This window comes from Janthinobacterium sp. GW822-FHT07H10, assembly GCF_058798675.1.
Genome location: NZ_JBXAKS010000002.1, coordinates 403582 through 422128, shown reverse-complemented (window position 1 = coordinate 422128; position 18547 = coordinate 403582). Strand labels below are relative to the sequence as shown.

General features: G+C 65.7%; 17 protein-coding genes. 7 read left to right on the top strand and 10 right to left on the bottom strand.

Annotated elements, in window-relative coordinates; genetic code table 11:
- Window positions 1–5: 5 nt before the first annotated feature.
- The 8 genes from AC1RDJ_RS06025 to AC1RDJ_RS05990 all read right to left on the bottom strand — a co-directional run bounded on the left by AC1RDJ_RS06025 (window position 6) and on the right by AC1RDJ_RS05990 (window position 9636).
- Window positions 6–1409 carry a c-type cytochrome gene (locus AC1RDJ_RS06025; protein WP_493026909.1) on the bottom strand — a complete coding sequence of 468 codons (1404 nt, stop codon included), beginning with the start codon at window positions 1407–1409 and terminating at the stop codon, window positions 6–8.
- The gene (locus tag AC1RDJ_RS06020) at window positions 1406–3016 is read right to left on the bottom strand and encodes a GMC family oxidoreductase (RefSeq protein ID WP_493026908.1); all 1611 of its coding nucleotides are present in this window, start codon (window positions 3014–3016) and stop codon (window positions 1406–1408) included. The genes AC1RDJ_RS06025 and AC1RDJ_RS06020 overlap by 4 nt, the downstream gene beginning before the upstream one ends.
- 9 nt (window positions 3017–3025) lie before the next feature.
- Entirely contained in the window at window positions 3026–3550 is a 525-nt protein-coding gene (locus AC1RDJ_RS06015) for a sugar dehydrogenase complex small subunit (protein WP_493026907.1), read from the bottom strand.
- Window positions 3551–3578: 28 nt separating this feature from the next.
- Window positions 3579–4772: a porin gene (locus AC1RDJ_RS06010; RefSeq protein ID WP_493026906.1), complete on the bottom strand. Its 1194-nt coding sequence runs from the start codon at window positions 4770–4772 to the stop codon at window positions 3579–3581.
- Window positions 4773–5140: 368 nt separating this feature from the next.
- Window positions 5141–5596 (bottom strand): homoprotocatechuate degradation operon regulator HpaR, encoded by a 456-nt coding sequence (hpaR, locus tag AC1RDJ_RS06005; RefSeq protein ID WP_232251255.1) that lies wholly within the window; start codon window positions 5594–5596, stop codon window positions 5141–5143.
- A gap of 88 nt (window positions 5597–5684) precedes the next feature.
- Window positions 5685–6653, bottom strand: a complete 969-nt coding sequence (locus AC1RDJ_RS06000) for a DMT family transporter (protein ID WP_493026905.1) — start codon at window positions 6651–6653, stop codon at window positions 5685–5687.
- Between the two features lie 59 nt (window positions 6654–6712).
- A complete protein-coding gene (locus tag AC1RDJ_RS05995) occupies window positions 6713–8521 on the bottom strand; it encodes a DUF885 domain-containing protein (RefSeq protein WP_493026904.1) in 1809 nt (602 codons plus the stop codon).
- Between the two features lie 65 nt (window positions 8522–8586).
- The gene (locus tag AC1RDJ_RS05990; protein WP_493026902.1) at window positions 8587–9636 is read right to left on the bottom strand and encodes a LacI family DNA-binding transcriptional regulator; all 1050 of its coding nucleotides are present in this window, start codon (window positions 9634–9636) and stop codon (window positions 8587–8589) included.
- A gap of 104 nt (window positions 9637–9740) precedes the next feature.
- Here AC1RDJ_RS05990 and AC1RDJ_RS05985 point away from each other — a divergent pair, with 104 nt between their 5' ends.
- Both AC1RDJ_RS05985 and AC1RDJ_RS05980 read left to right on the top strand, forming a co-directional pair.
- Complete coding sequence (locus tag AC1RDJ_RS05985; RefSeq protein WP_493026901.1) at window positions 9741–10943, top strand: phytanoyl-CoA dioxygenase family protein; 1203 nt, start codon at window positions 9741–9743, stop codon at window positions 10941–10943.
- Window positions 10944–10977: 34 nt separating this feature from the next.
- Window positions 10978–12096: a Gfo/Idh/MocA family protein gene (locus tag AC1RDJ_RS05980; RefSeq protein WP_493026900.1), complete on the top strand. Its 1119-nt coding sequence runs from the start codon at window positions 10978–10980 to the stop codon at window positions 12094–12096.
- Window positions 12097–12110: 14 nt separating this feature from the next.
- Here the strand turns inward: AC1RDJ_RS05980 and AC1RDJ_RS05975 are convergent, their stop codons facing one another.
- Entirely contained in the window at window positions 12111–14120 is a 2010-nt protein-coding gene (locus AC1RDJ_RS05975; RefSeq protein ID WP_493026899.1) for a glycoside hydrolase family 3 protein, read from the bottom strand.
- Between the two features lie 206 nt (window positions 14121–14326).
- On the opposite strand from AC1RDJ_RS05975, the gene AC1RDJ_RS05970 reads away from it, so the two are divergent.
- Window positions 14327–15364 carry a helix-turn-helix transcriptional regulator gene (locus AC1RDJ_RS05970; protein ID WP_493026897.1) on the top strand — a complete coding sequence of 346 codons (1038 nt, stop codon included), beginning with the start codon at window positions 14327–14329 and terminating at the stop codon, window positions 15362–15364.
- 55 nt (window positions 15365–15419) lie between these two features.
- On the opposite strand, the gene AC1RDJ_RS05965 is transcribed toward AC1RDJ_RS05970, so the two are convergent.
- Window positions 15420–15815, bottom strand: coding sequence for a winged helix-turn-helix transcriptional regulator (locus AC1RDJ_RS05965; RefSeq protein ID WP_493027148.1), 396 nt, complete (start codon window positions 15813–15815; stop codon window positions 15420–15422).
- 162 nt (window positions 15816–15977) lie between these two features.
- Here AC1RDJ_RS05965 and AC1RDJ_RS05960 point away from each other — a divergent pair, with 162 nt between their 5' ends.
- The 4 genes from AC1RDJ_RS05960 (at window position 15978) to AC1RDJ_RS05945 (ending at window position 18353) form a co-directional block, all read left to right on the top strand.
- Window positions 15978–16550, top strand: a complete 573-nt coding sequence (locus AC1RDJ_RS05960; protein ID WP_493026895.1) for an FMN-dependent NADH-azoreductase — start codon at window positions 15978–15980, stop codon at window positions 16548–16550.
- A gap of 134 nt (window positions 16551–16684) precedes the next feature.
- The gene (locus AC1RDJ_RS05955; RefSeq protein WP_071323376.1) at window positions 16685–16972 is read left to right on the top strand and encodes a putative quinol monooxygenase; all 288 of its coding nucleotides are present in this window, start codon (window positions 16685–16687) and stop codon (window positions 16970–16972) included.
- 80 nt (window positions 16973–17052) lie between these two features.
- Window positions 17053–17619: a hypothetical protein gene (locus tag AC1RDJ_RS05950; protein WP_493026894.1), complete on the top strand. Its 567-nt coding sequence runs from the start codon at window positions 17053–17055 to the stop codon at window positions 17617–17619.
- Window positions 17616–18353, top strand: coding sequence for a hypothetical protein (locus AC1RDJ_RS05945; RefSeq protein ID WP_493026893.1), 738 nt, complete (start codon window positions 17616–17618; stop codon window positions 18351–18353). Before AC1RDJ_RS05950 ends, AC1RDJ_RS05945 begins: the two co-directional genes overlap by 4 nt.
- Window positions 18354–18547: the final 194 nt, after the last annotated feature.

Here is an 18547-nt window from a genome sequence, read left to right as displayed (position 1 = left end):
CCAGCTTACGCTTGCTTGCGCCGGCGTCCGCGCCACCACAGCAGCAGCAGCGCCAGCAGCACCAGCACGCCGACGATGATGCCGGCGCGGGCCAGGCCGATCAGGTTGGACGGCGCGCCGCCATTGCGCAGGGTCGTCACCTGTTCCGCCGTCACCTTGACGGCGGGATTGCCGTACATCTGCTGCACGTAATTGCCGAGGGTGACGATCTGCTCGTCCGACAGGGTCTGGCGGAAGGCGGGCATCAGGTGGCCTGAGGCATGGCTGCCCTTGCCGCCCTGGCGCTCCACGCCATCGAGGATCGCCATCACCAGGTTGTTGCTGTTGCTGCGGCCCGTCACCGAGTTGTGGAACAGCGGCGGCAGGCCGCCATCGAAGCTGCCCTCGCCCCTGGCCTGGTGACAGCTGGCGCACTGCGCATCGTACAGCTGCGCACCCGACATCTTGTTCAAGTCCTGCGGCAGCGGCACGCCCCGGATCGCATTGAGCGCATCGCCCGCCTGCCCCCATTGCGTCACCGCTTGCGTGTCGGCCTTGTCGCGGATGGCGGGCACGCTCTTGACGTAGTGCGCGATGGCGTTCAAGTCCGCATCGCTCAGGTGCTTCAGGCTATGGTCGATGGCTTCGGCCATTGGTCCGGCCGCCTGCGCCTTGTTGGCCGCGCGACCCGTGCGCAGGTAGTCGACCAGGTCTTGCTGGCTCCAGCTGCCGACGCCGCTGTTGACGTCCGAGGTGATATTCGGCGCATGCCAGGTGCCCAGGTCGGCGCCGCCCAGCTCTTTCGACAGCTGCTCGGCCATCAGCGCATTGCGCGGCGTATGGCAGGTGGTGCAGTGCGCCAGGCCCTGCGCCAGGTAGGCGCCGCGGTTCCACTCCATGCTCTTGGCCGTATCGGCCACGAACGGTTTCTTGTCGAGGAACAGCCAATTCCAGCCCGCCATCGACAGGCGGATGTTGAACGGGAATGGCAGATCCGTCGTTTGCGCCGGCGCCGCGTCCACGGCCGCCACGCCATGCATGAAGTAATCGTACAGGGCCGCCGTGTCCTCGTCCGTCACCCTGGCGTAGGCCGTGTAGGGCATCGCCGGATAAAGGTTGGCGCCGTCGGCCCGCACGCCATGGCGCACGGCGTCGGAAAACTGCTTGAGCGTGTAGTTGCCGATGCCGTGCGTTTTGGACGGCGTGATGTTGGTGGCATAGACGGCGCCCAGCGGCGTGGCCAGGGCCAGGCCGCCCGCCATCGGCTTGCCGCCGGGCACGCTATGGCAGGCGATGCAGTCGCCGGCCGTGGCCAGGTAGCGGCCACGCTCGATCGCCGCCGCATCCGGACTGGATGCGCCGGCAGCCAGCACGGGCAAGGCCAGGGACAGCAAGGCGGCGCCCGCCGCCAGTCTGAAGGCCGCCATCATGCCGTTCCTCCCAGTTGTTCATCGAGGATGTGCTTGACGGTGCGCAAGGCCACGGCCAGGCCGTTTTCCGTCGAATTGCAGGTGCCGGACGTCGGCAGCACGCCGGTACTGCACAGGAACAGGTTGGCGTGGTCGAAGGTGCGGCCCCACTGGTCGCACACGGCCTTGGCGGGGTCGGAACCCATCGACAGGGTGCCGCAGATGTGCTGGTTGTTGGCGAACACGCCTTCCTTGCTGTGGCGCAGATTGGTGCCGCCCATCAGTTTCGCGATCTGCTCGAAATCCTGCTTCGAGCGTTCATGGCCGCGCTTCGTATAGTCGTCGATCGCATAGTGCGCCTGCGGCTTGGGAATGCCCATGGCATCCTTTTCGCTGCTCAGGGCGATGCGGTTTTCCGGGTTCGGCAGCACTTCCAGCACGTTTTTCAGGCTCATTTCGCGCGCCGAGCGGAAACGCAGCTGCTGTTCGAATTCCGCGCCAAACACGCCCTTGCCGATCAGTTCCTTCGAGGCGCCATCGACGCGCGAGATGTTCGTGAAGTCCAGGCGGTATGGCGAATGCTGGCTGCGGAAGTCGCCGTCGCGCATGGTGTTGATGGAATTGGGGCTTTGCGGGCCCCGGCCCAGCCACAGGTCTTCATCGGCGTCGAAAGTGATCGAGGTGCTCGGATGGTCCATCAGGTTGCGGCCCACCATGTCGCTGCTGTTGGCCAGGCCGTTCGGGTATTTGTCCGAGGCGGAAACGAGCAGCAAGCGGGGGCTTTCGATGCCGTTGGCGGCCAAAATGAAAGTCTTGGCCGTGACGCGGTGGCTCTTTCTGTCGACGTCGTAGTACAGCGCGGCCGTGATGCGGCCCTGCGCGTCGTGTTCCAGCTTGTAGACGTTGGCATTGCAGACGATCTTCACGCCCGCGTCTTCCGCCTGCTGCGCGGCGATGCCGCCGTGGTATTGCGCGTCGATGGGGCAAATCGGCTGGCAGCTGTTGTTGCCGCAGCAGGCCGGGCGGCCATCGTAGCCGACGCTGTTGCGCGCCACCGTGTTGCCGACCACCTTGAACGAGGGGTCGAGGCGCTCGCGGATGCGGCGCATCGCGTACGGCTCCGTCACGGGGTCCATCGGGAAGGCCTGCTTGCGCGGCGAGCCGGTATTGTCGGCGCCCGAGACGCCCATGATCTCTTCCGCTTCCTGGTAAAACGGCTCCAGGTCTGCATAGCTGATCGGCCAGTCGACGCCGACGCCATACAGGGTGTGGATGCGGAAATCGTTCGGCACGTTGCGCCAGGCCTGCGCGGCCCAGTGCCACGAGGTGCCGCCGAACTGGCGGATGTATTCGGCCGGGTACGGATACGGACCGGCCTGCACCAGGTAGCCGTTATCCTTCGGCTGGTAGATCGGGTGCGGCGCCGTGGCTACCGATGGATACGGCGATATCCAGTCGCTGCGGCGCGTCGTGTTGCGGAAGCGCGCGACGATTTCGCCGCGCGACACGCGCGGCCCCGCTTCCAGGATCAGCACCGAGGCGCCGGCCAGCGCCAGCTTGCGCGCGGCCAGCGAGCCGATGATGCCGGAGCCGATCACGAGGTAATCGGCGGTCAGTTGTTCAGCCATGATGGCTCCTTAAATTGGTTTTCTGGCCCAGCTGCCGTAGGCGCCGTAGGAATACGTGGGAGGCTTCAGGACGTCAGCCACGACGGCCGCGTTCAGCGCCTGCTCGTAGGCGACGCAGACGGCCGCCTCGCCCGTGCCGACGATGCCCAGGTACCAGGCGCTGGCGATCTGGCGCGGCAAGGCCGCCAGCGGCGACTGCGCCGGATCGAGCGCATCGAGCGCTTCCTGCAGGCCGGCTGCCTGCAAGCCCTGCGCATTGATCAGGGCCAGCAATGCGCGCACATTCGCGGGGAAGGCGGCGTCCTGCGCCACCAGCGCGTCATACAGGCGCCTGGCCAGCACGGGATCGAGCACCGGACGCCCCACCAGCATGGCCGACACGCCCAAGAAGGCGCCCTGCTCCGCGTCGGCGACCGGCTCGGCCAGCGCCCAGGGTATCAGCGCCGCGGCCGAAACCGACAGCAAGCCGGCCAGCACCATGCGGCGGCCGGGATTGAGAGGGCCGCGGCCCTCCTTATTGTGTGTAGCGTCCAATTGAAGCTCCCGTGAGTTCAGCAACCGTTCAGAAAGAATGCTTGAGACCGACCATGACCACCGTCTGGCCGCCGTTCGACGACGGCGTGCCGTTCTGCGAATCGCCGACCGAGGCGACGGCGTTGACGATATCGCCGTTCTGGCCCAGGGTCTGGCCGCGCGCCAGCTGGCGCGCTTCGATCAGGTAGATCGCGGTGCGCTTCGACAGCGCATACGTCTGTTCGAACGACAGCTGGCGGTAGCGCGCGCGGTCGGCGATGCCGTTGGCGTGGCTGGCGAAGGTATCGCTGTAGCCGGCCGCCAGGAACCACCGCGGCGTCAGCTGGTAGCTCGAGATCAGGCCGGCCGTGTTGAAGATGGCCGTGTCGCGGAAGGTGGAATGGCTGCCCGCCTGGTACTGCACGTTGCTGGCATTCGCACCCACCATCCACTTGCCCATCGTGTAGCGCGCGCTGGCGGCGATGAACTCGATGCTGTCGGCCGAAACATAGCCCTGGTTGAGGGCCGACACGCCGAAGCTGCCGGAGGCGTTGCTGTTCCAGCCGGCCTGGCCGCTCATGGCCATGCTGCTGGCCGCGTTCCGGCCATTTTTCAGTTTCAAATAGCCGAGCGCGAATTCGGCCGGCGACGTGCTGTACTTGACGGCGGCGCTGAAGCTGCTGCCCACGGCATTGCCGTCGGCCGCTTCGCCAAAGCCGTATTGCGCGCTGGCCTGCAGGCCGCGCCACGCCGGCATGCTGTAGCTCAGGGAATTGCTGATGCGCACGGTCGTATCGAGCCCATCGATGTCGCCAGGGTGGGCACCGGTGGCACCCGTCAGGACATTGCTCGATGCCAAAGATCCCACCAGCAGGTAGTACGGCGTGTACTGGCGGCCGGCCGTCAGGGTGCCGTAGGCCGTCGATTGCAGGCCCACGTAGGCCTGGCGGTTGAACAGGGAGTCGGCCGAACTTTGCGCGCCCGTATCGCTTTCAAAGCCGTTTTCCAGCAGGAACAGCGCCTTCAGGTCGCCGCCCAGGTCTTCCACGCCCTGGAAACCGATCTTGCTGGCAGACAAACTGCCGCTGCGCATATACGTGTTCGAATTGCCGCCCTGGTTGCTCGCGTATGCGGTGGCCGCGTCGACAACGCCATAGATGCTGACGTTGCTTTGGGCGCAAACGTTTGCGCAAAGCAGTGAAAAGGCGGCCAGCGCCGTAGCGCGCATGCAAGTATTCTTCATTATTTTTCCTGACTTTCCTGATTTATTGTACGCCTGGCAAGTAGTGCCGCCGCGATGGCGCAGTACCGGCCTCGACGCCGCGTTGTCGCCCGATCCGCTGACCGGGGCGTCCGCTGTTCTTCTTGATTTGGATCAAGTGAGGCAAATTATACGCTTATTTACTCACATGTAAGTGATTGACTATAAGGCATAGTCTTATAGCAAAACTTTCTTGTGTCTTATAGCAAAACAGACAAAAACGGGGCCGCAAGCCCGGCATATGCCGAAAATGATGACGACAGGCGTGGACAAAGCAGCGGCGGCGCATGCAGAAAACATGCGCCGGTCGGTGCTTCAGGAGGAAGGAGGGAGGTAGCGGGTGCGGCCGTTCAGCGCAGGATGGCGGGCGCCACCGGCAGGGTTTCCAGCGCAATGAAGGCTTCCAGGGTGCGGCGCATGTCCTCGAACACCTGCTTGCCGTAGGCCGCTTCGAGGTTTTCGTATTGCAAGTCGATCAGCTTGCCCATCTGCAGCAGCAGGCTGGCGCCCGCTTCCGACAGGTGCACCTTGCGGCGGCGCTGGTCGCCTTCGAACTTGCTGCGTCCGATCAAGCCGATTTCTTCCATGCGGGCCAGGATGCCGCTCATGCTGGGGCTGGAAATCTGGCAGATGTCGCACAGCTCGCGCGGCTCCAGGGTCGGGCTTTCATTCAGCGCGCGCATGATGCGCCACTGCTGCTCCGTCACGCCGAAGTGATTGAGGATGGGACGGAAGTGCTGCAGCAGGCTGTCGCGCGCCTTCAGCAGCAGTTGCGGCATGTTCGGATAACGGATCGGTAATTGCAAGCGGAACTCCCATGGAAGGCAAGCATCATTGTCGTAATTATACGGCCCGGCCAGTGCAAACGGCAGGCTGGCAACCATGTATTTTTCGCTACGTCCGCCCTTCCCCGCGCTCCGGCTCCTGCTGCGCATGCCGCTGCACGGACCACAGCACGCCCGCCGTCAGCAAGAGCATCGCCGCCCATTCCAGCGGACGTGGCATGCGCTGCGCGTAGACGAAGCCATACAGCAGCGCGAACAGGGTTTCGGACAGGATCAGCTGGCCCGACAGCGTCACCGGCACCAGGCGCGAGGCCATGTTCCACAGGTAGTTGCCGATCACGGAAGCGCCCAGCGCCAGCAGCAGGCACACGAGCCAGAAGACGGGCCAGTCGCGGCCGGGGACCGCCTGGCCGCCCGCCTCGCCCGCATGGTGCAGGGCCAACGCCACGGCGCCGGCGACCAGGGCGATGACGCCGCTGGCCAGGCCATACAGCATCGACCATTCCATGGAACTGAAATGCGCGTGGCGCTTGAGAAAACGGGCATTGTCGAGCGCATACCAGGTCCAGCAGGCAAGCGCGCAGGCGGCGCACAGCACGCCGAGCAGCTTGTGCGCCAGGCTGGCGCCGCCCACCGCCACGCCCACGTCATGGCTGAAGACATCGAGATTGATGCAGGCGATCCCCAGGGCCACCACCAGCAGCGGCCAGGCCAGGCGGCGCAGCGGCAGCGCGCCGTGGTCGTTGCGGCCCAGGATGGTGACGCTCAAGGGCAGCAGGCCGATGATCAGCGAGGTGGCCGCCACGCCGGCCAGCTTGACGCCATACGCCAGCAGCAGGTAGTACACGACGTTGCCGGCCAGGGCCTGGCGCAGCATGGCCAGCCAGTCGCCGCGCCGCAAGCGCCGCAGCAGCGGCAACAGGCGCGGCAGCATCAGGCCGGCCGCCAGCGCGCCATAGCAGACGTAGCGGCCGACCATCAGCTCGAACGGCGAAAAATCGGGCAGCAGGGCCGGCACGATGAAAACGGCGCCCCAGAAGGCGCCCGCCAGCAAACCAAATACGATCCCACGCCACATGCCCGCCACTCACGTCATCATTTCAAGGACGCCAGTATGGCATGCGGCGCAGGCTGCCGTCAGCCCTTGGCCTTGCGCTGCGCGGGGATGAAGTGCTCGCGCACGGCCTTGGCCAGCAGGTCCGGCGGCAGCAAGCCCTGGCCCAGCAGGAAGTTGTTGAAGGCCAGGCGGTCGAATTGCGCGCCCAGCGCCAGCTCCGTTTCCGCGCGCAGCTGCAGGATGCGCGTATAGCCATAGAAATAGCTGCCCGCCTGGCCCGGCGCATTGAAGGTGTAGCGGTCGAGTTCCTGGCGCGCCATCGGCGCCGACAGCATCACTTCCTGCGTCAGGATGCGGCCCGCCTCTTCGCGCGTCACCTGCCCCAGGTTCAGCATCGGGTCGAGCATGGCGCGCGCCGCGCGCAGCATGCGGAACTGCAGCGCGATGAACTGGCCCTCGGCCGGCTCGTACGGGATCATTTCCGCTTCCGCGTACAGGGCCCAGCCCTCCACGTTGACGCTATTGAACGCGTACAGGCTGCGCGCCTGCGACACGCCGCGCTCCACCATGGCGCTGAACTGCAGCTCGTGGCCGGGGCGGCCTTCGTGCGCGCTCAGGGTCCAGGCGGCGCCGGCGAAATTGAAATCGTCATAGGCCTCGCCCTTGCCGCTGGCGGCCGGATTGCTGACGGGCAGGACGAACTGGCCGTGCTCCCCCGTATTGCCGATCAGCGGAGGCGGACGCATGTGCGGCGCCGGCTGGGCCGCCGATTCCGCCGCCGACGCCAGGCGCATGGTCATGGCGCGCTGCGGCAGGTCGACCACGCGCTGGGCGCGGATGCGCTCCTCGAGCTGCGTATTGACGCCCTTGTAGTGCGCTTCGAGCCGCTCGTTGGGAATGGAATCGCTTTTCAGCGCGCGCAGCACCTGGCGGTAATCCGCGCCGTCGACGCCCTTCAAGGCCAGCCTGGCCGCCACCACGGGCGCCAGCGCCTGCATGGCCGCGCGCGTTTCCAGGTAGGCCACTTCCGCCCGCTCGACCAGCGCGCGCGGTTCGATGTCGATGCCCACCTGCTTCAGGCGGAACGCGTACAGCTCGGGCGCCATGCGGAAATCCGTGCGCGCCAGCGGCAGCACCACTTGCCTTTCCCATGCCGCATACTCGTTCAGTTGCTGTTCCATGGCCGCCAGCGCGCCCTCCGTGCCGCCAATCTGCATGTCGGCGAACAGCTTACGGATGCCGGCGATATACGTCGGCACGTTCTCGAGCGACTGCTCCACCTGCCGGCGCACTGGGCCTGCCAGTCCCGTCTGGCCGATCTTTTCCGTGAAGCGCGCTTTCGCCTGCGCCGTGATCGGCGTGCTGCCCGGATACTGGCCCACGTAGCGCTGCAGGCGTTCGAGCGCCTTGGCGCGGCGCGCTGCCGGACGCTGCTCCTGCAGCAGGCTTTGCATGCTGCCAAAGACCATTTGCGGCACGTCGACCCACGGCAAGCTGTGTTGGGCGTCGAGCTGGACGCCGGCGATTTCCTGGTCGACGGCGCCGATCAAAATTTCCAGATCCTGGCGAATGCGTTCGTCGCGCTCCAGTTCCAGCTTTTGCTGCAGCTGCGCGCGCGCCTTCTGCATGGCCGCCACATGGCGCTCCGTGATGTTCGGCCCCAGGTCGGCCGCCAGGCCGTCGTATTGCGCCAGGCCCGTGTCGGAAGCGTCTTCGGGCGAAAACTGCGCCTGCGCCGCCAGCACGATGGCGGCGTTGCGGTTGCTGGCATCGACCCAGGCCGACGACGCGCTGGCCACTGCGGGAGCGGCGGCCAGCGCGGGCATGGCGAACGCGATGGAGAGTGCCGCAGCAAGCACGGTCTGATGCAAAGTCGGAATGACGGACATCGGAGATTCCTTCCAGGGGTGAGCGATGAGCGAAGCGGCGAGTATCGGCCAGACCCGGACGACTGTCAATTCACCGCGCCCAGGGCCGGCAGGTTCCACGGCGTGACCACCTGGATGGCGGATAGCGGCTGCGGCCGCGCCAGGGCCGGCAGCGCGCCCTGCGCGCGCAGGATTTCCTGGCAGGCGCGGCGCATGTCCTGGCCCAAGTCGTGGTGCAGCACGGCCTGGATCGCGCCCGAGCGCAGCAGCGCCACATTGTCGGCATCGAGGTCGTGGCCGATGAAGACTCGGCATGGCCGGCCCGCCTGCGCGAACGCCTGCACGATGGCGGCATTGCCGCCGCCGATCGAATACACGGCGACGATGCCTGTATGCTCGGCCAGGGCCTGGCGCACCAGCGCGCCAGTGGCGCCGTCGATGCCGTGGCCCTCGCTCACTTCGACGATGCTCAGGTGGCGGTGCCGTTCGCGCAGCGCGCGGCGAAAGCCGATCTCGCGCTCTTCCTCGCCGTGAAAGCGGTTGCTGCTGAGAGTCACCAGCACCTGCTGCTTCTGGCGCTTTTTCTCCTCCCCCAACCACTGGCCGATCAGGTAGGCGGCCGTCTCCCCTGCCGCGCGGTTGTCCATGCCCACGTAGCCGCGACGCGCGGAGCCCGGCACGTCCGTCACCAGGGTCACCACGGGGATGCCGGCCGCCGCCAGCCGGTTCACGGCTTCGGCCACCGACGGCAAGTCCGGCGCCTTGAGCAGCACGCCGTGGCTGCCATTTTTGCGGATGCGTTCGAGCAGCGCGACAATTTTTTCCACTTCCAGCGTTTCATGCAGGTGAAAACGCGAACGCAGCACGGCCGGGTGCAGCGACGGCAGTTCGGCTTCCAGCGCCGCGCGCACGGCATCGGTAAAGCGCTGCGGCGCCACCATCACCACGTCGAGCATGAATTTTTTCCCCGCCAGCCCCACCTGCGTGCTTTGCCGCGCCAGTTCGTCGAGCGCCTGCATCACGCGGCGCACGGTGGTCGCGTGCACGCCGCCGCGCTGTTTGAGCACGCGGTCGACGGTGGCCACGCTGACGCCGGCCTGCAGCGCCACGACCTTGACGGGGAAAGGATGGGTCATGCGATGTCCAATTCGAATTGATGGTTTTTTGATGGATTTCTTGATGAAAAATGCGGCTTTTCATCCCTATACTGATTCTACAACTTAAACAATGGAGACAAAACATGCACACTACCGACGCCGGCACGGAGTCGCCTTCCGCGCCCTCCCCCTGCTGGCTGTCGCCGCAAGACTGCCGGCTGGAGGATTTCATCCGCGCCGTCGAACGGCGCACGGCGCTGGCCGACTATCCGCACGCCGCCGCGGTGGAAGCGAATATCCTCGTCTACGACTGCGATGCCGTGCGCGCGCTGGCCGCCGGTTCCTCCGCGCTGCGCGCGCTGCAGGCGGAATGGAGCCGGGCCCTGATGGAGGGGCCGGGCGTGGTGGTGCTGCAAGGCGCCGTCGACGATCTCGGTACGCTGGACCAGGTGAGCGGTGTGTTTCGCGACCTGATCGCCGAACAGCAGGCCAGCGGCCAGGCGGCGGGTGACCATTTCGCCAGGCCAGGCGCGAACGACCGCATCTGGAACGCCCAGCAAAAGCTGTGCTTGCGGGCGCCCGACGCCTTCGCCCGCTATTACGCCAATCCCGTCTTTGCCTGGATATCGCAGGCCTGGCTGGGGCCGGCCTACCAGATGACGGCGCAGGTGAACGTCGTCAACCCTGGCGGGGCCGCCCAGGCGCCGCACCGCGACTACCACCTGGGCTTCCAGAGCGCCGCCGCCTGCGCCGCGTATCCCGCGCCCGTGCACCAGATGTCCGCCCTCCTGACCCTGCAGGGCGCCGTCGCCCATGGCGACATGCCGCTGGCATCGGGACCGACGCTGTACCTGCCGTACTCGCAGCGTTATCGGGAAGGCTTTCTCGCCTGGCAGCAAAGCGCTTTCCGCGATTATTTCGCGCAGCATTGCGTGCAGCTGCCGCTGTCCAAAGGCGACGCCGTGTTCTTCAACCCCGCCCTGTTCCATGCGGCCGGGCATAACTGCTCGCCCGACATCCGGCGCATGGCCAACCTGCTGCAAGTGTCGTCGCCATTCGGCCGCGCGATGGAAGCGCTGGACCGCAAGGCCATGAGCGCCACCCTGTATCCGGCCCTGCAGGCGCTGCGCGCGCAGGGCGGCCTGTCCGCCGATGGCATCGCCCACGCGATTGCCGCCTGCGCCGAAGGCTACGCCTTTCCCAGCAACCTCGATCGCGACCAGCCGATCGGCGGCATGGCGCCGCCCACGCAGCAGCAGCTCATGCACGAGGCGCTGGCGCAGGACTGGCCGCCGGCGCGCTTCCGCGATGCGCTGGACAGCCACGCCTGGCGCCAGCAAGCCTGAATCCGACACTGCCATCACACTGGAGACTCACCGCATGCACAACATCAACATCGGCCTCATCGGCGCCGGCTACATGGGCAAGGCCCACACCATCGCCTACAAGGCCGTGCGCAGCATCTTCCCCACGGCACGCCATCCCGTGTGCGAATGCATCGCCACCAGCAGCGAAGAAAGCGCGGCCCGCAGCGCGCGGGAACTGGGCTGGAACCGCGCCACGGGCGACTGGCGCGCACTCGTCAACGATCCCGCCATCGACGCCATCGTCGTCGCCACGCCGCCGGCCACGCACAAGGACATCGTGCTGGCCGCGCTGGCCCTGGGCAAACCCGTGTTCTGCGAAAAGCCGCTGGGCTTTTCCGCCGCCGAGTCCCTGCAGCTGGCGCAGGCGGCCGAACAGGCGGGCGTGGCCAACATGGTCGGCTATAACTACATCCGCACGCCGGCCAGCCAGCTGGCGCGGCAGATCATCGAGTCGGGAGAAATCGGCGAGATCATCCACATCGCCGCGGAACACGTGGAAGACTATCTGCACGACCCGCGCGCGCCCGCCTCATGGCGCACGCGTGCGGCGACGGCGACGCGGGCCGGCGCGCTGGCCGACGTCGGCTCGCACCTGATCAACCTGGCCCTGCGCCTGGGCGGTCCCGTCGACGCGCTGGTGGCGGACATGAATACCGTGCACGCGCAGCGCCAGGGCCCGCAGGGCATGGAAGCGGTGGAAAACGACGACCAGGGGAACCTGATGCTGCGCTTTGCCAGCGGCGCCCTCGGCGCGCTGACCTTCAGCCGCGTGGCGGCCGGACGCAAGATGGGCTACACCTACCGCATCACGGGGACGAAAGGCGCGATTGCCTTCGACCAGGAAGACCAGAATGCACTGTGGCTGTACGACGCCAGCCGCCCGGCGCAGCGCCAGGGCTTCCAGCGCCTGCTGATGGGCCCCGCCCATCCCGACTACCTGGCATTTTCCCAGGGCGCGGGGCACGGCACCGGCTACAACGAGCAGATCGTCATCGAGGCGCGCGATTTTTTGCAGGCGATTGCCGGCGGCAAAGCGGTCTGGCCCACCTTCCGCGATGGCTACGAGGTGGACCGGGTGATCGAGGGGGCGCTGCGCTCCGTGCAGGAGCGCAGCTGGATTACCGTGCGCTGACAGCAGGAGCGTTGTCAGTACGCCAGGCCGTAGCCGAACTTGTACAGCGGATGGGCCGTGTCATACGGCACGTCCGACTTCTGCACCTGCACTTCGGCCATCGACGACGGCAGCTCGAACGGCAGCTTGCCTTGCGGCTTGGCCTTGCCCGTCAGGACATCGAACAGCGCGCCGTCGCTGACGCCGAAGTTGGCGACGATGGCGCTGGCCTTGTCCTGCACGTTGCCGAGGATGGCCGGGCGATCCAGGTAGACGGTGACCACCGTCTTCGGCGCGAATTTCGCCGCATTCTTGATCGCCTCGTAGTCGGCATCGCCATCGACATAGTTCAGGCGCCCTTCGTGCTGCATGCTGCCGAAGATGTAGTTCGGGTGCAGGATTTCATATGGCGCGGCCACGCGCAGCAGGGCCACGTCCGCTTCCTGCGGCGTAGCGACCACCGTGTAGCCGTACGTTTGCGCCACGGCCGCGTCGATGCCATATAAATACACCTTCTTGACGGTGGCGGCCAGCGGCAAGACCTTGTCCTTGTTTTCCAGCAAGACCAGCGAACGGCGCTGGGCGTCAACGCCCGCCTCGACGAAGTCCGCCTTGCCCACGGTGGCCGCCGCCTTGGCCGCATCGACGAACGGATGCTCGAACAGGCCCTGCTTGAATTTCTGCACCAGGATGCGGCGCGCCGAGGCGTTGATGCGCGCTTCCGTCAATTGGCCGCGCTGCACGGCCTGCGTCAGGTACGGCGCTTCCGTCACGCCCCCAAACTGGTCCATTCCGGCCGTCACGGCCTTCACGTAGCGTTCGGCCTTGGTGGCGTCTTCCATGCCCCATGGCGTGCCGAAGCCGATGAACGACGGCGCCACGCCCGGCGCCGTGCCGTTGCGGCAGTTGGCGTCGCAGTCGGAAGTGATGCCCCAGTCGGACAGGATCACGCCCTCGAAGCCATATTTTCCGCGCAGCAAGTCCGTCAGCATGGTCTTGCTGAAACCGGCCGCCACCTGTTCCAGCGTGATGCCGTCGATCGTGATATTGCCGTCCGGCAGCGCATACGTGGGCATGACGGATGCCGCCTTGGCCGTGAACGCCCCTTCGAACGGCTTCACGTGATACGCAAAATTATTGCCTGGATAGGTCATGTAGCGGCCATAGTAATTGTGGCCGTCGAAGCCCTCTTTCGTCGCGCCATAGCCGACCCAGTGCTTGACGACGGCTACCACGCTGCCGTCATGCAAGCCCGTGTTGCCATCCTGGAAGCCCTCGATATAGTGCTGCACCATGCGCTTGGCCAGGTCGGCATCCTCGCCGAAGGTGCCGTTGATGCGCGACCAGCGCGGCTCGGTGGCCAGATCGGCCTGCGGCGACAGCGCCTGCGTGATGCCGACGGCCAGGTATTCCTGGCGCGCGATGTCGCCGAAGCGGCGCACCAGCGCATCGTCGCCGATGGCCGCCAGGCCCAGGGTTTCCGGCCACTGTGAAAAACCCTTGGTGCCGGCGCTGGCGCCCACCGTGTACTGGAAATGGTGACGCGGGTCGGTGCTGATGGAGACGGGAATACCCAGGCGCGACGTTTCGCTCAGGGCTTGCAGCTTGTTGTATTGCGCCGCCATGTTGGCAGAATCGCCCGCCATGCGCGTAATAAACGTGTTGACGTACTGCTTGACGATCAGGTCTTGTAAGGCCGCCAGGTCATACGCGCCACCAAGGCCGATGCCGGACGGATCGGACGCCGTGGGCGCCGTGCCATGCATCATCAGGCCCGCCTTTTCATCGAGCGTCATGCGCGACAGCAGGTCGTCGGCGCGCGCCTCGGCCGACAGGCGCCAGTCCTCGTACGGCTCGATCTTGCCGCTGCGGTTCATGTCCTTGAAGGTATAGCCGTCAACCTTGACCAGATTGAAGGTGGTGGCGCCGAACACGGGCTGCGTGTATTCCTCGCTGACGGTGTCGTTGCCGCAGGCGGCCAGGGCAAGCGTGGCGATGCAGCCGGCGACCACGCGGGCCATCGGTTTCAATGTGCAATTCATCATTATCTCCAAGACTGTTTTTGTAGGTATCCGGGCCGCTTCAGGGCAGCCCGGATCCAATATAGCGTGAGAATCCGTGAGTTTCTTGACCGCGCAGCACGCGTTTTATACCGGCGAAAACAATTTTTGGTTAGACGGCGCGACAACCAACAATTTCCTACAAAGTGCTAATATTTGTGAAAAATTACTACAACAAGCAGGAGACACCCTTGCACAAAGCCGATACGCGCACGGTCTCGAACCGCATTGCGCAGCAATACGCGCGGGCCATGCAGGCCGATGGCCACGATCCCGCCGATTTTTTCCGCCAGACGGGCATCACGCCGGCGCAGCTGAGCGAGCCTGGCGGCCGCATCAACGCCGACCGGCACCGGCGCATGACGGCCTACGCCCAGCAGTTGCCGGCGCACCGCGGCATCCTCGATCTCGACGTCACGCACTGGTTCGCGCATTTTTCCGGCGTCGCCCACGTCTGCTTCAATCGCCCCACCCTGCGCAGCGCCCTGCACGAGATGCTGCATTTGCGGGGCCTGATCGGCGAATTCGATTTCATGCTGATGAGCGAAAGCGGCACGCGCATCGAGATCGAATACCTGTCCGAGTTTTGCCCGGTCGGCGGCGCCATGCAGGCGCTGGCCAATTTCCGCATGCTGTCGCTGGTCACGCGCGCCTACGACACGGGCGCGCCGACAGCCTTCCATGCGAGCTTCCAGGGCAAGGCGCCGTGGTTCGCGCCGGCCGTCTCCGAATGCTTCGGCGCCGCGGCCACCTATGGCCAGGGGCGCAATACATTGACCTTTGAGGCACCTGGCCTGGACCTGCCGTTCGCCCAGTTCAACGCCATGCTGGCGCCGCACGCGCTGCGCCACGCCCAGGCGCAGCTGCAGAAGCTGCACGGCGCGCAGCTGTTTTCGGCGCGCGTGGAGCAAGCCATCATCGATTTACTGGGTCGGCAAGGTGCGGGCGACGCCGACGGCGCCTCGCTGCTGCCGGCCCTGTGCGACGGCCTGGCGATGAACCGCTGGACCTTGCAGCGCCAGCTGCAGCAGGAGCAAACATCGTTCCGCGCGCTGGAATTGCGCGCCAAGAGCCGCGAATCGCGCCGGCTGCTGCGCGAAACGAGCATGAGCGTGGCGGAAATCGGCGACCGCCTGGGCTTTTCCTCGCAAAGCGCGTTCACGCGCTTTTTCAAGACGCAGTTCGAGCTGCCGCCCGCGCGCTACCGCAACGACGTGCAAAGCAGTTAAAAGAGACAGCATCGACGGCGGCAATGCCGGGAAACAGGAAAGCTATTCCAGTTGTCTAGTTGCCTGGCGGCGGCTCGCCTGCGTTCCGGGCATCAAACGCCAGCCGCGCCGCATCGATGGCGTCGCGGTGGCCGTAGGCCCAGGCGCCCAGCGCGCTGATGGGGATCAGGAGCGAGCGCCCGAGGTCCGTCAGCGCGTAATCGACGCGCGGCGGCACGGTGGCAAACACGGTGCGCGTCACCAGGCCGTCGCGCTCGAGCCCGCGCAGGGTCAAGGTCAGCATGCGCTGCGAAATGCCGCCGATCACGCGGCGCATCTCGTTGAAGCGCTTGGTGCCATTACCGAGCAACATCACCACCATCACGCTCCATTTGTCGCCCACGCGCGTGAGGATATCCGTGATGGGGCGGCACGAATCCGCCACGCCAGCATGGCCGCCCTCGTCGCGCATGCGCCGCTCCAGCTCGGCCCTTTGCGCGGCCGCGTCTCCAATAGTCACATCCGTGTGCCCCAGTGTGGAAAAAGTGCCTTCTTGTGCGTTCATTTTATAGTCACTATATTAGCCTCGGTAACAAATCCATACCACCCGATCATACCACCCAAGAAGGCTCACATGAACATCCTGCATATCGATTCGAGCGTCCTCGGCGACTATTCCGTCAGCCGCCAGTTGTCCGCCGCCATCGTGGCCCGCCTGCAGGCGGCCGCGCCGGGCGCCGCCGTCCATTACCACGACCTGGCCGCGCAGCCGCTGCCGCAGTTCACGGCCGCCCCCAGCGACGCCGATGGCGTCGTCCTTGCCGCTGCGCTCGAACAAGTGCTGGCCGCCGACGTCATCGTCATCGGCGCCCCCATGTACAACTTCGCCATCCCCAGCCAGCTTAAATCGTGGCTGGACGCGCTGGCCGTACCGGGCAAGACATTCCAGTACGGCGCCAACGGCCCGGATGGCTTGCTGGGCGCCAAGCGCGTAATCATCGCCTCGTCGCGCGGCGGCTACTACGGCGCCGACACGCCGATGGCCAGCCTGGAACACCAGGAAAGCCATCTGCGCAGCTTCCTCGGCTTCCTCGGCATCACCGAGCCCGAAATCGTGCGCGCCGAAGGCGTCAAGGTCAGCGACGAAGCCAGGGCGCAAGCCTTGGACGCCGCGTTCGAACAGATCGGAATGCTGCAGGCGGCGTAATCACGGCGGATTTTCTGGCTGCGGCGGAAACTGTTTCGGCGCAGCCAGAGTGTACTGGTGGGCAAGAAAGGGCAAGATACGCTAAGCTGCATGCGCCCAACGCATAGCGCTCCACCCCATACACAAGGATTACCATGACACTGATCGTCGTCGCCACCATCGATGCCCAACCGCAACATATCGACGCCGTGCGCGCCGCGCTGGAAACCGTCGTGCCGCCCAGCCGCGCTGAAAGCGGCTGCCTGCGCTATGAATTACACCTCGACAACAGCATTCCCACGCGCTTCATCATGCTGGAAGAATGGAGCGACAAGGCCCACCTGACGGCCCACTACGCGACGCCCCACTTCCATGCCCTGGTGGCCGCCACCGACGGCAAGGTCGTCAAGATCGACGTGGCGGAATTGAGCAAGCTGAAGTAACGGCCACGGGCGCGTTCAATCGCGCGTTCCTCAAAGAAAGTTGCCACTTATAATATGGCAACTTTTTTTTGATGGCCATCATGACACCATTTTCCAAGAGACTCGGCGCCGCAGCGGCAGCCGCCTTTACGCTCTGCACCGGCGCCTCGGCGCAAGCGCCCATGTCCACGCTGGTGGGCGACTACAATCTCGCCTCGTCGGCAACCGTGCCGGCCAGCAGCTGGGGCTATTCCAAGGGACGCATTTCGGTCAAGCAGCTCGACGACCAGCACCTGCTGATCGTCCTGTCGTGCGAATGGAAACGCGAACCGAAGGCCGTCTGCGGCGATTACTTCTATGCCCAGCAGCGCGATGACGGCCTGTACCTGCAGGACATGAATACCTTCGCCATGCGCCTGTATTTCGATCCGGCGTCGCGCAAGCTCACCATCATCTCGCGCGGCGCCGACGCCAAGGCCAGCGTGCGCCACGACGTCTTCGCCGCGACGAGCGCGCCGCTCGTTGATCCCGCCCTGGTACGACGCATGAAGCGCGAACTGTCGAATGCCGACAGCAAGGAAAACCGGCGCGTGTTCGGGCCCTACACCAAATGGGACTACCAGGAAAACCGCATCGAATTCCAGCGTCAATCCCTGACGACGCCATGATGCAGCGGCTGATCCAGCCCATGCGGCGCCAGCTGCTGCGCCTGGCCGGCACCCTGCTGTGCTCGCCCATGCTGGCGCGCGCGGCCGAACGCAGCCTGCCCGGCGCCGTGCGCCGGCGCGTCCTGGCCGCGCTCGACGCGCCGCTGCCCACCGTCTTGAACGTGCACCACCTGGCGCTGATACAGCGTTTCAACATCGGCTGGTCGCCCGTGGAAAGCGGCGCGCCCATGCTCAATCCCGCGCACCCGCTCGGCGATGGCGATACCCTGGCCCTGGCCATGCAGGCGATCGGCGGCAAGGATGCCGCCCTGGCCGCCCAGCGCCTGATGGAGGCGGCGCAACTGCTGCCCCACTTCGTGCAAATGGCCAACCTGAAGCCGGGCAGCTATGCGAACGGCAAGACGCCGTTCACGTTTACCACCCGGCATCTGCAATTGCTGCGCCAGCAATCGTGGCTGCCGCTGGAAATGCTGGGCATGGGCGCGGCCGAGGACTACCTGGCCGAAGGCTATTGGCCCACGCCAGCCGTGGACGGCAAGCGACCGTATGGCAACTTTACGAATTACCCAGTAGAAATGGCGCAAGCGCTGGGTCTGCCCCTGCATCACCAGGCGGACGGCAGCCTGGCCATCACGCCCACGCTGAGAGAGGAATTGAAGACGCTGCACCAGCAGACGCAGGCGGCGCTGCAAGTGTTCGTGCGGCAGGCGGGGTTGATGCGCAATACGGTGTAAAACGTCAGGCCGAGCAGCTATGCCTGAGCCACCGCCTGCCGTATCAGCACTTCCGCCGGAATCTCCGGCGCCTCATGCAGTACCGCGTTCATAGGCATCGACGAGCTGGCCAGTCCGTCCAGGTGGTCGCCTGCAGGCGTGCCGAATTCGGCGCACATCAAGGACTAGGCTCCCGCAATGCGGCGCCGTAGCCG

Coding starts and splice junctions, on each gene's coding strand:
- AC1RDJ_RS05950 (WP_493026894.1), top strand. CDS start 17,053: ATGACACCATTTTCCAAGAGACTCGGCGCCGCAGCGGCAGCCGCCTTT.
- AC1RDJ_RS05965 (WP_493027148.1), bottom strand. CDS start 15,815: ATGCGCGACGAGGGCGGCCATGCTGGCGTGGCGGATTCGTGCCGCCCC.
- AC1RDJ_RS06025 (WP_493026909.1), bottom strand. CDS start 1,409: ATGATGGCGGCCTTCAGACTGGCGGCGGGCGCCGCCTTGCTGTCCCTG.
- AC1RDJ_RS06000 (WP_493026905.1), bottom strand. CDS start 6,653: ATGTGGCGTGGGATCGTATTTGGTTTGCTGGCGGGCGCCTTCTGGGGC.
- AC1RDJ_RS06010 (WP_493026906.1), bottom strand. CDS start 4,772: ATGAAGAATACTTGCATGCGCGCTACGGCGCTGGCCGCCTTTTCACTG.
- AC1RDJ_RS06020 (WP_493026908.1), bottom strand. CDS start 3,016: ATGGCTGAACAACTGACCGCCGATTACCTCGTGATCGGCTCCGGCATC.
- AC1RDJ_RS05945 (WP_493026893.1), top strand. CDS start 17,616: ATGATGCAGCGGCTGATCCAGCCCATGCGGCGCCAGCTGCTGCGCCTG.
- AC1RDJ_RS05955 (WP_071323376.1), top strand. CDS start 16,685: ATGACACTGATCGTCGTCGCCACCATCGATGCCCAACCGCAACATATC.
- AC1RDJ_RS05990 (WP_493026902.1), bottom strand. CDS start 9,636: ATGACCCATCCTTTCCCCGTCAAGGTCGTGGCGCTGCAGGCCGGCGTC.
- AC1RDJ_RS05985 (WP_493026901.1), top strand. CDS start 9,741: ATGCACACTACCGACGCCGGCACGGAGTCGCCTTCCGCGCCCTCCCCC.
- AC1RDJ_RS05980 (WP_493026900.1), top strand. CDS start 10,978: ATGCACAACATCAACATCGGCCTCATCGGCGCCGGCTACATGGGCAAG.
- AC1RDJ_RS05975 (WP_493026899.1), bottom strand. CDS start 14,120: ATGATGAATTGCACATTGAAACCGATGGCCCGCGTGGTCGCCGGCTGC.
- AC1RDJ_RS05995 (WP_493026904.1), bottom strand. CDS start 8,521: ATGTCCGTCATTCCGACTTTGCATCAGACCGTGCTTGCTGCGGCACTC.
- AC1RDJ_RS05960 (WP_493026895.1), top strand. CDS start 15,978: ATGAACATCCTGCATATCGATTCGAGCGTCCTCGGCGACTATTCCGTC.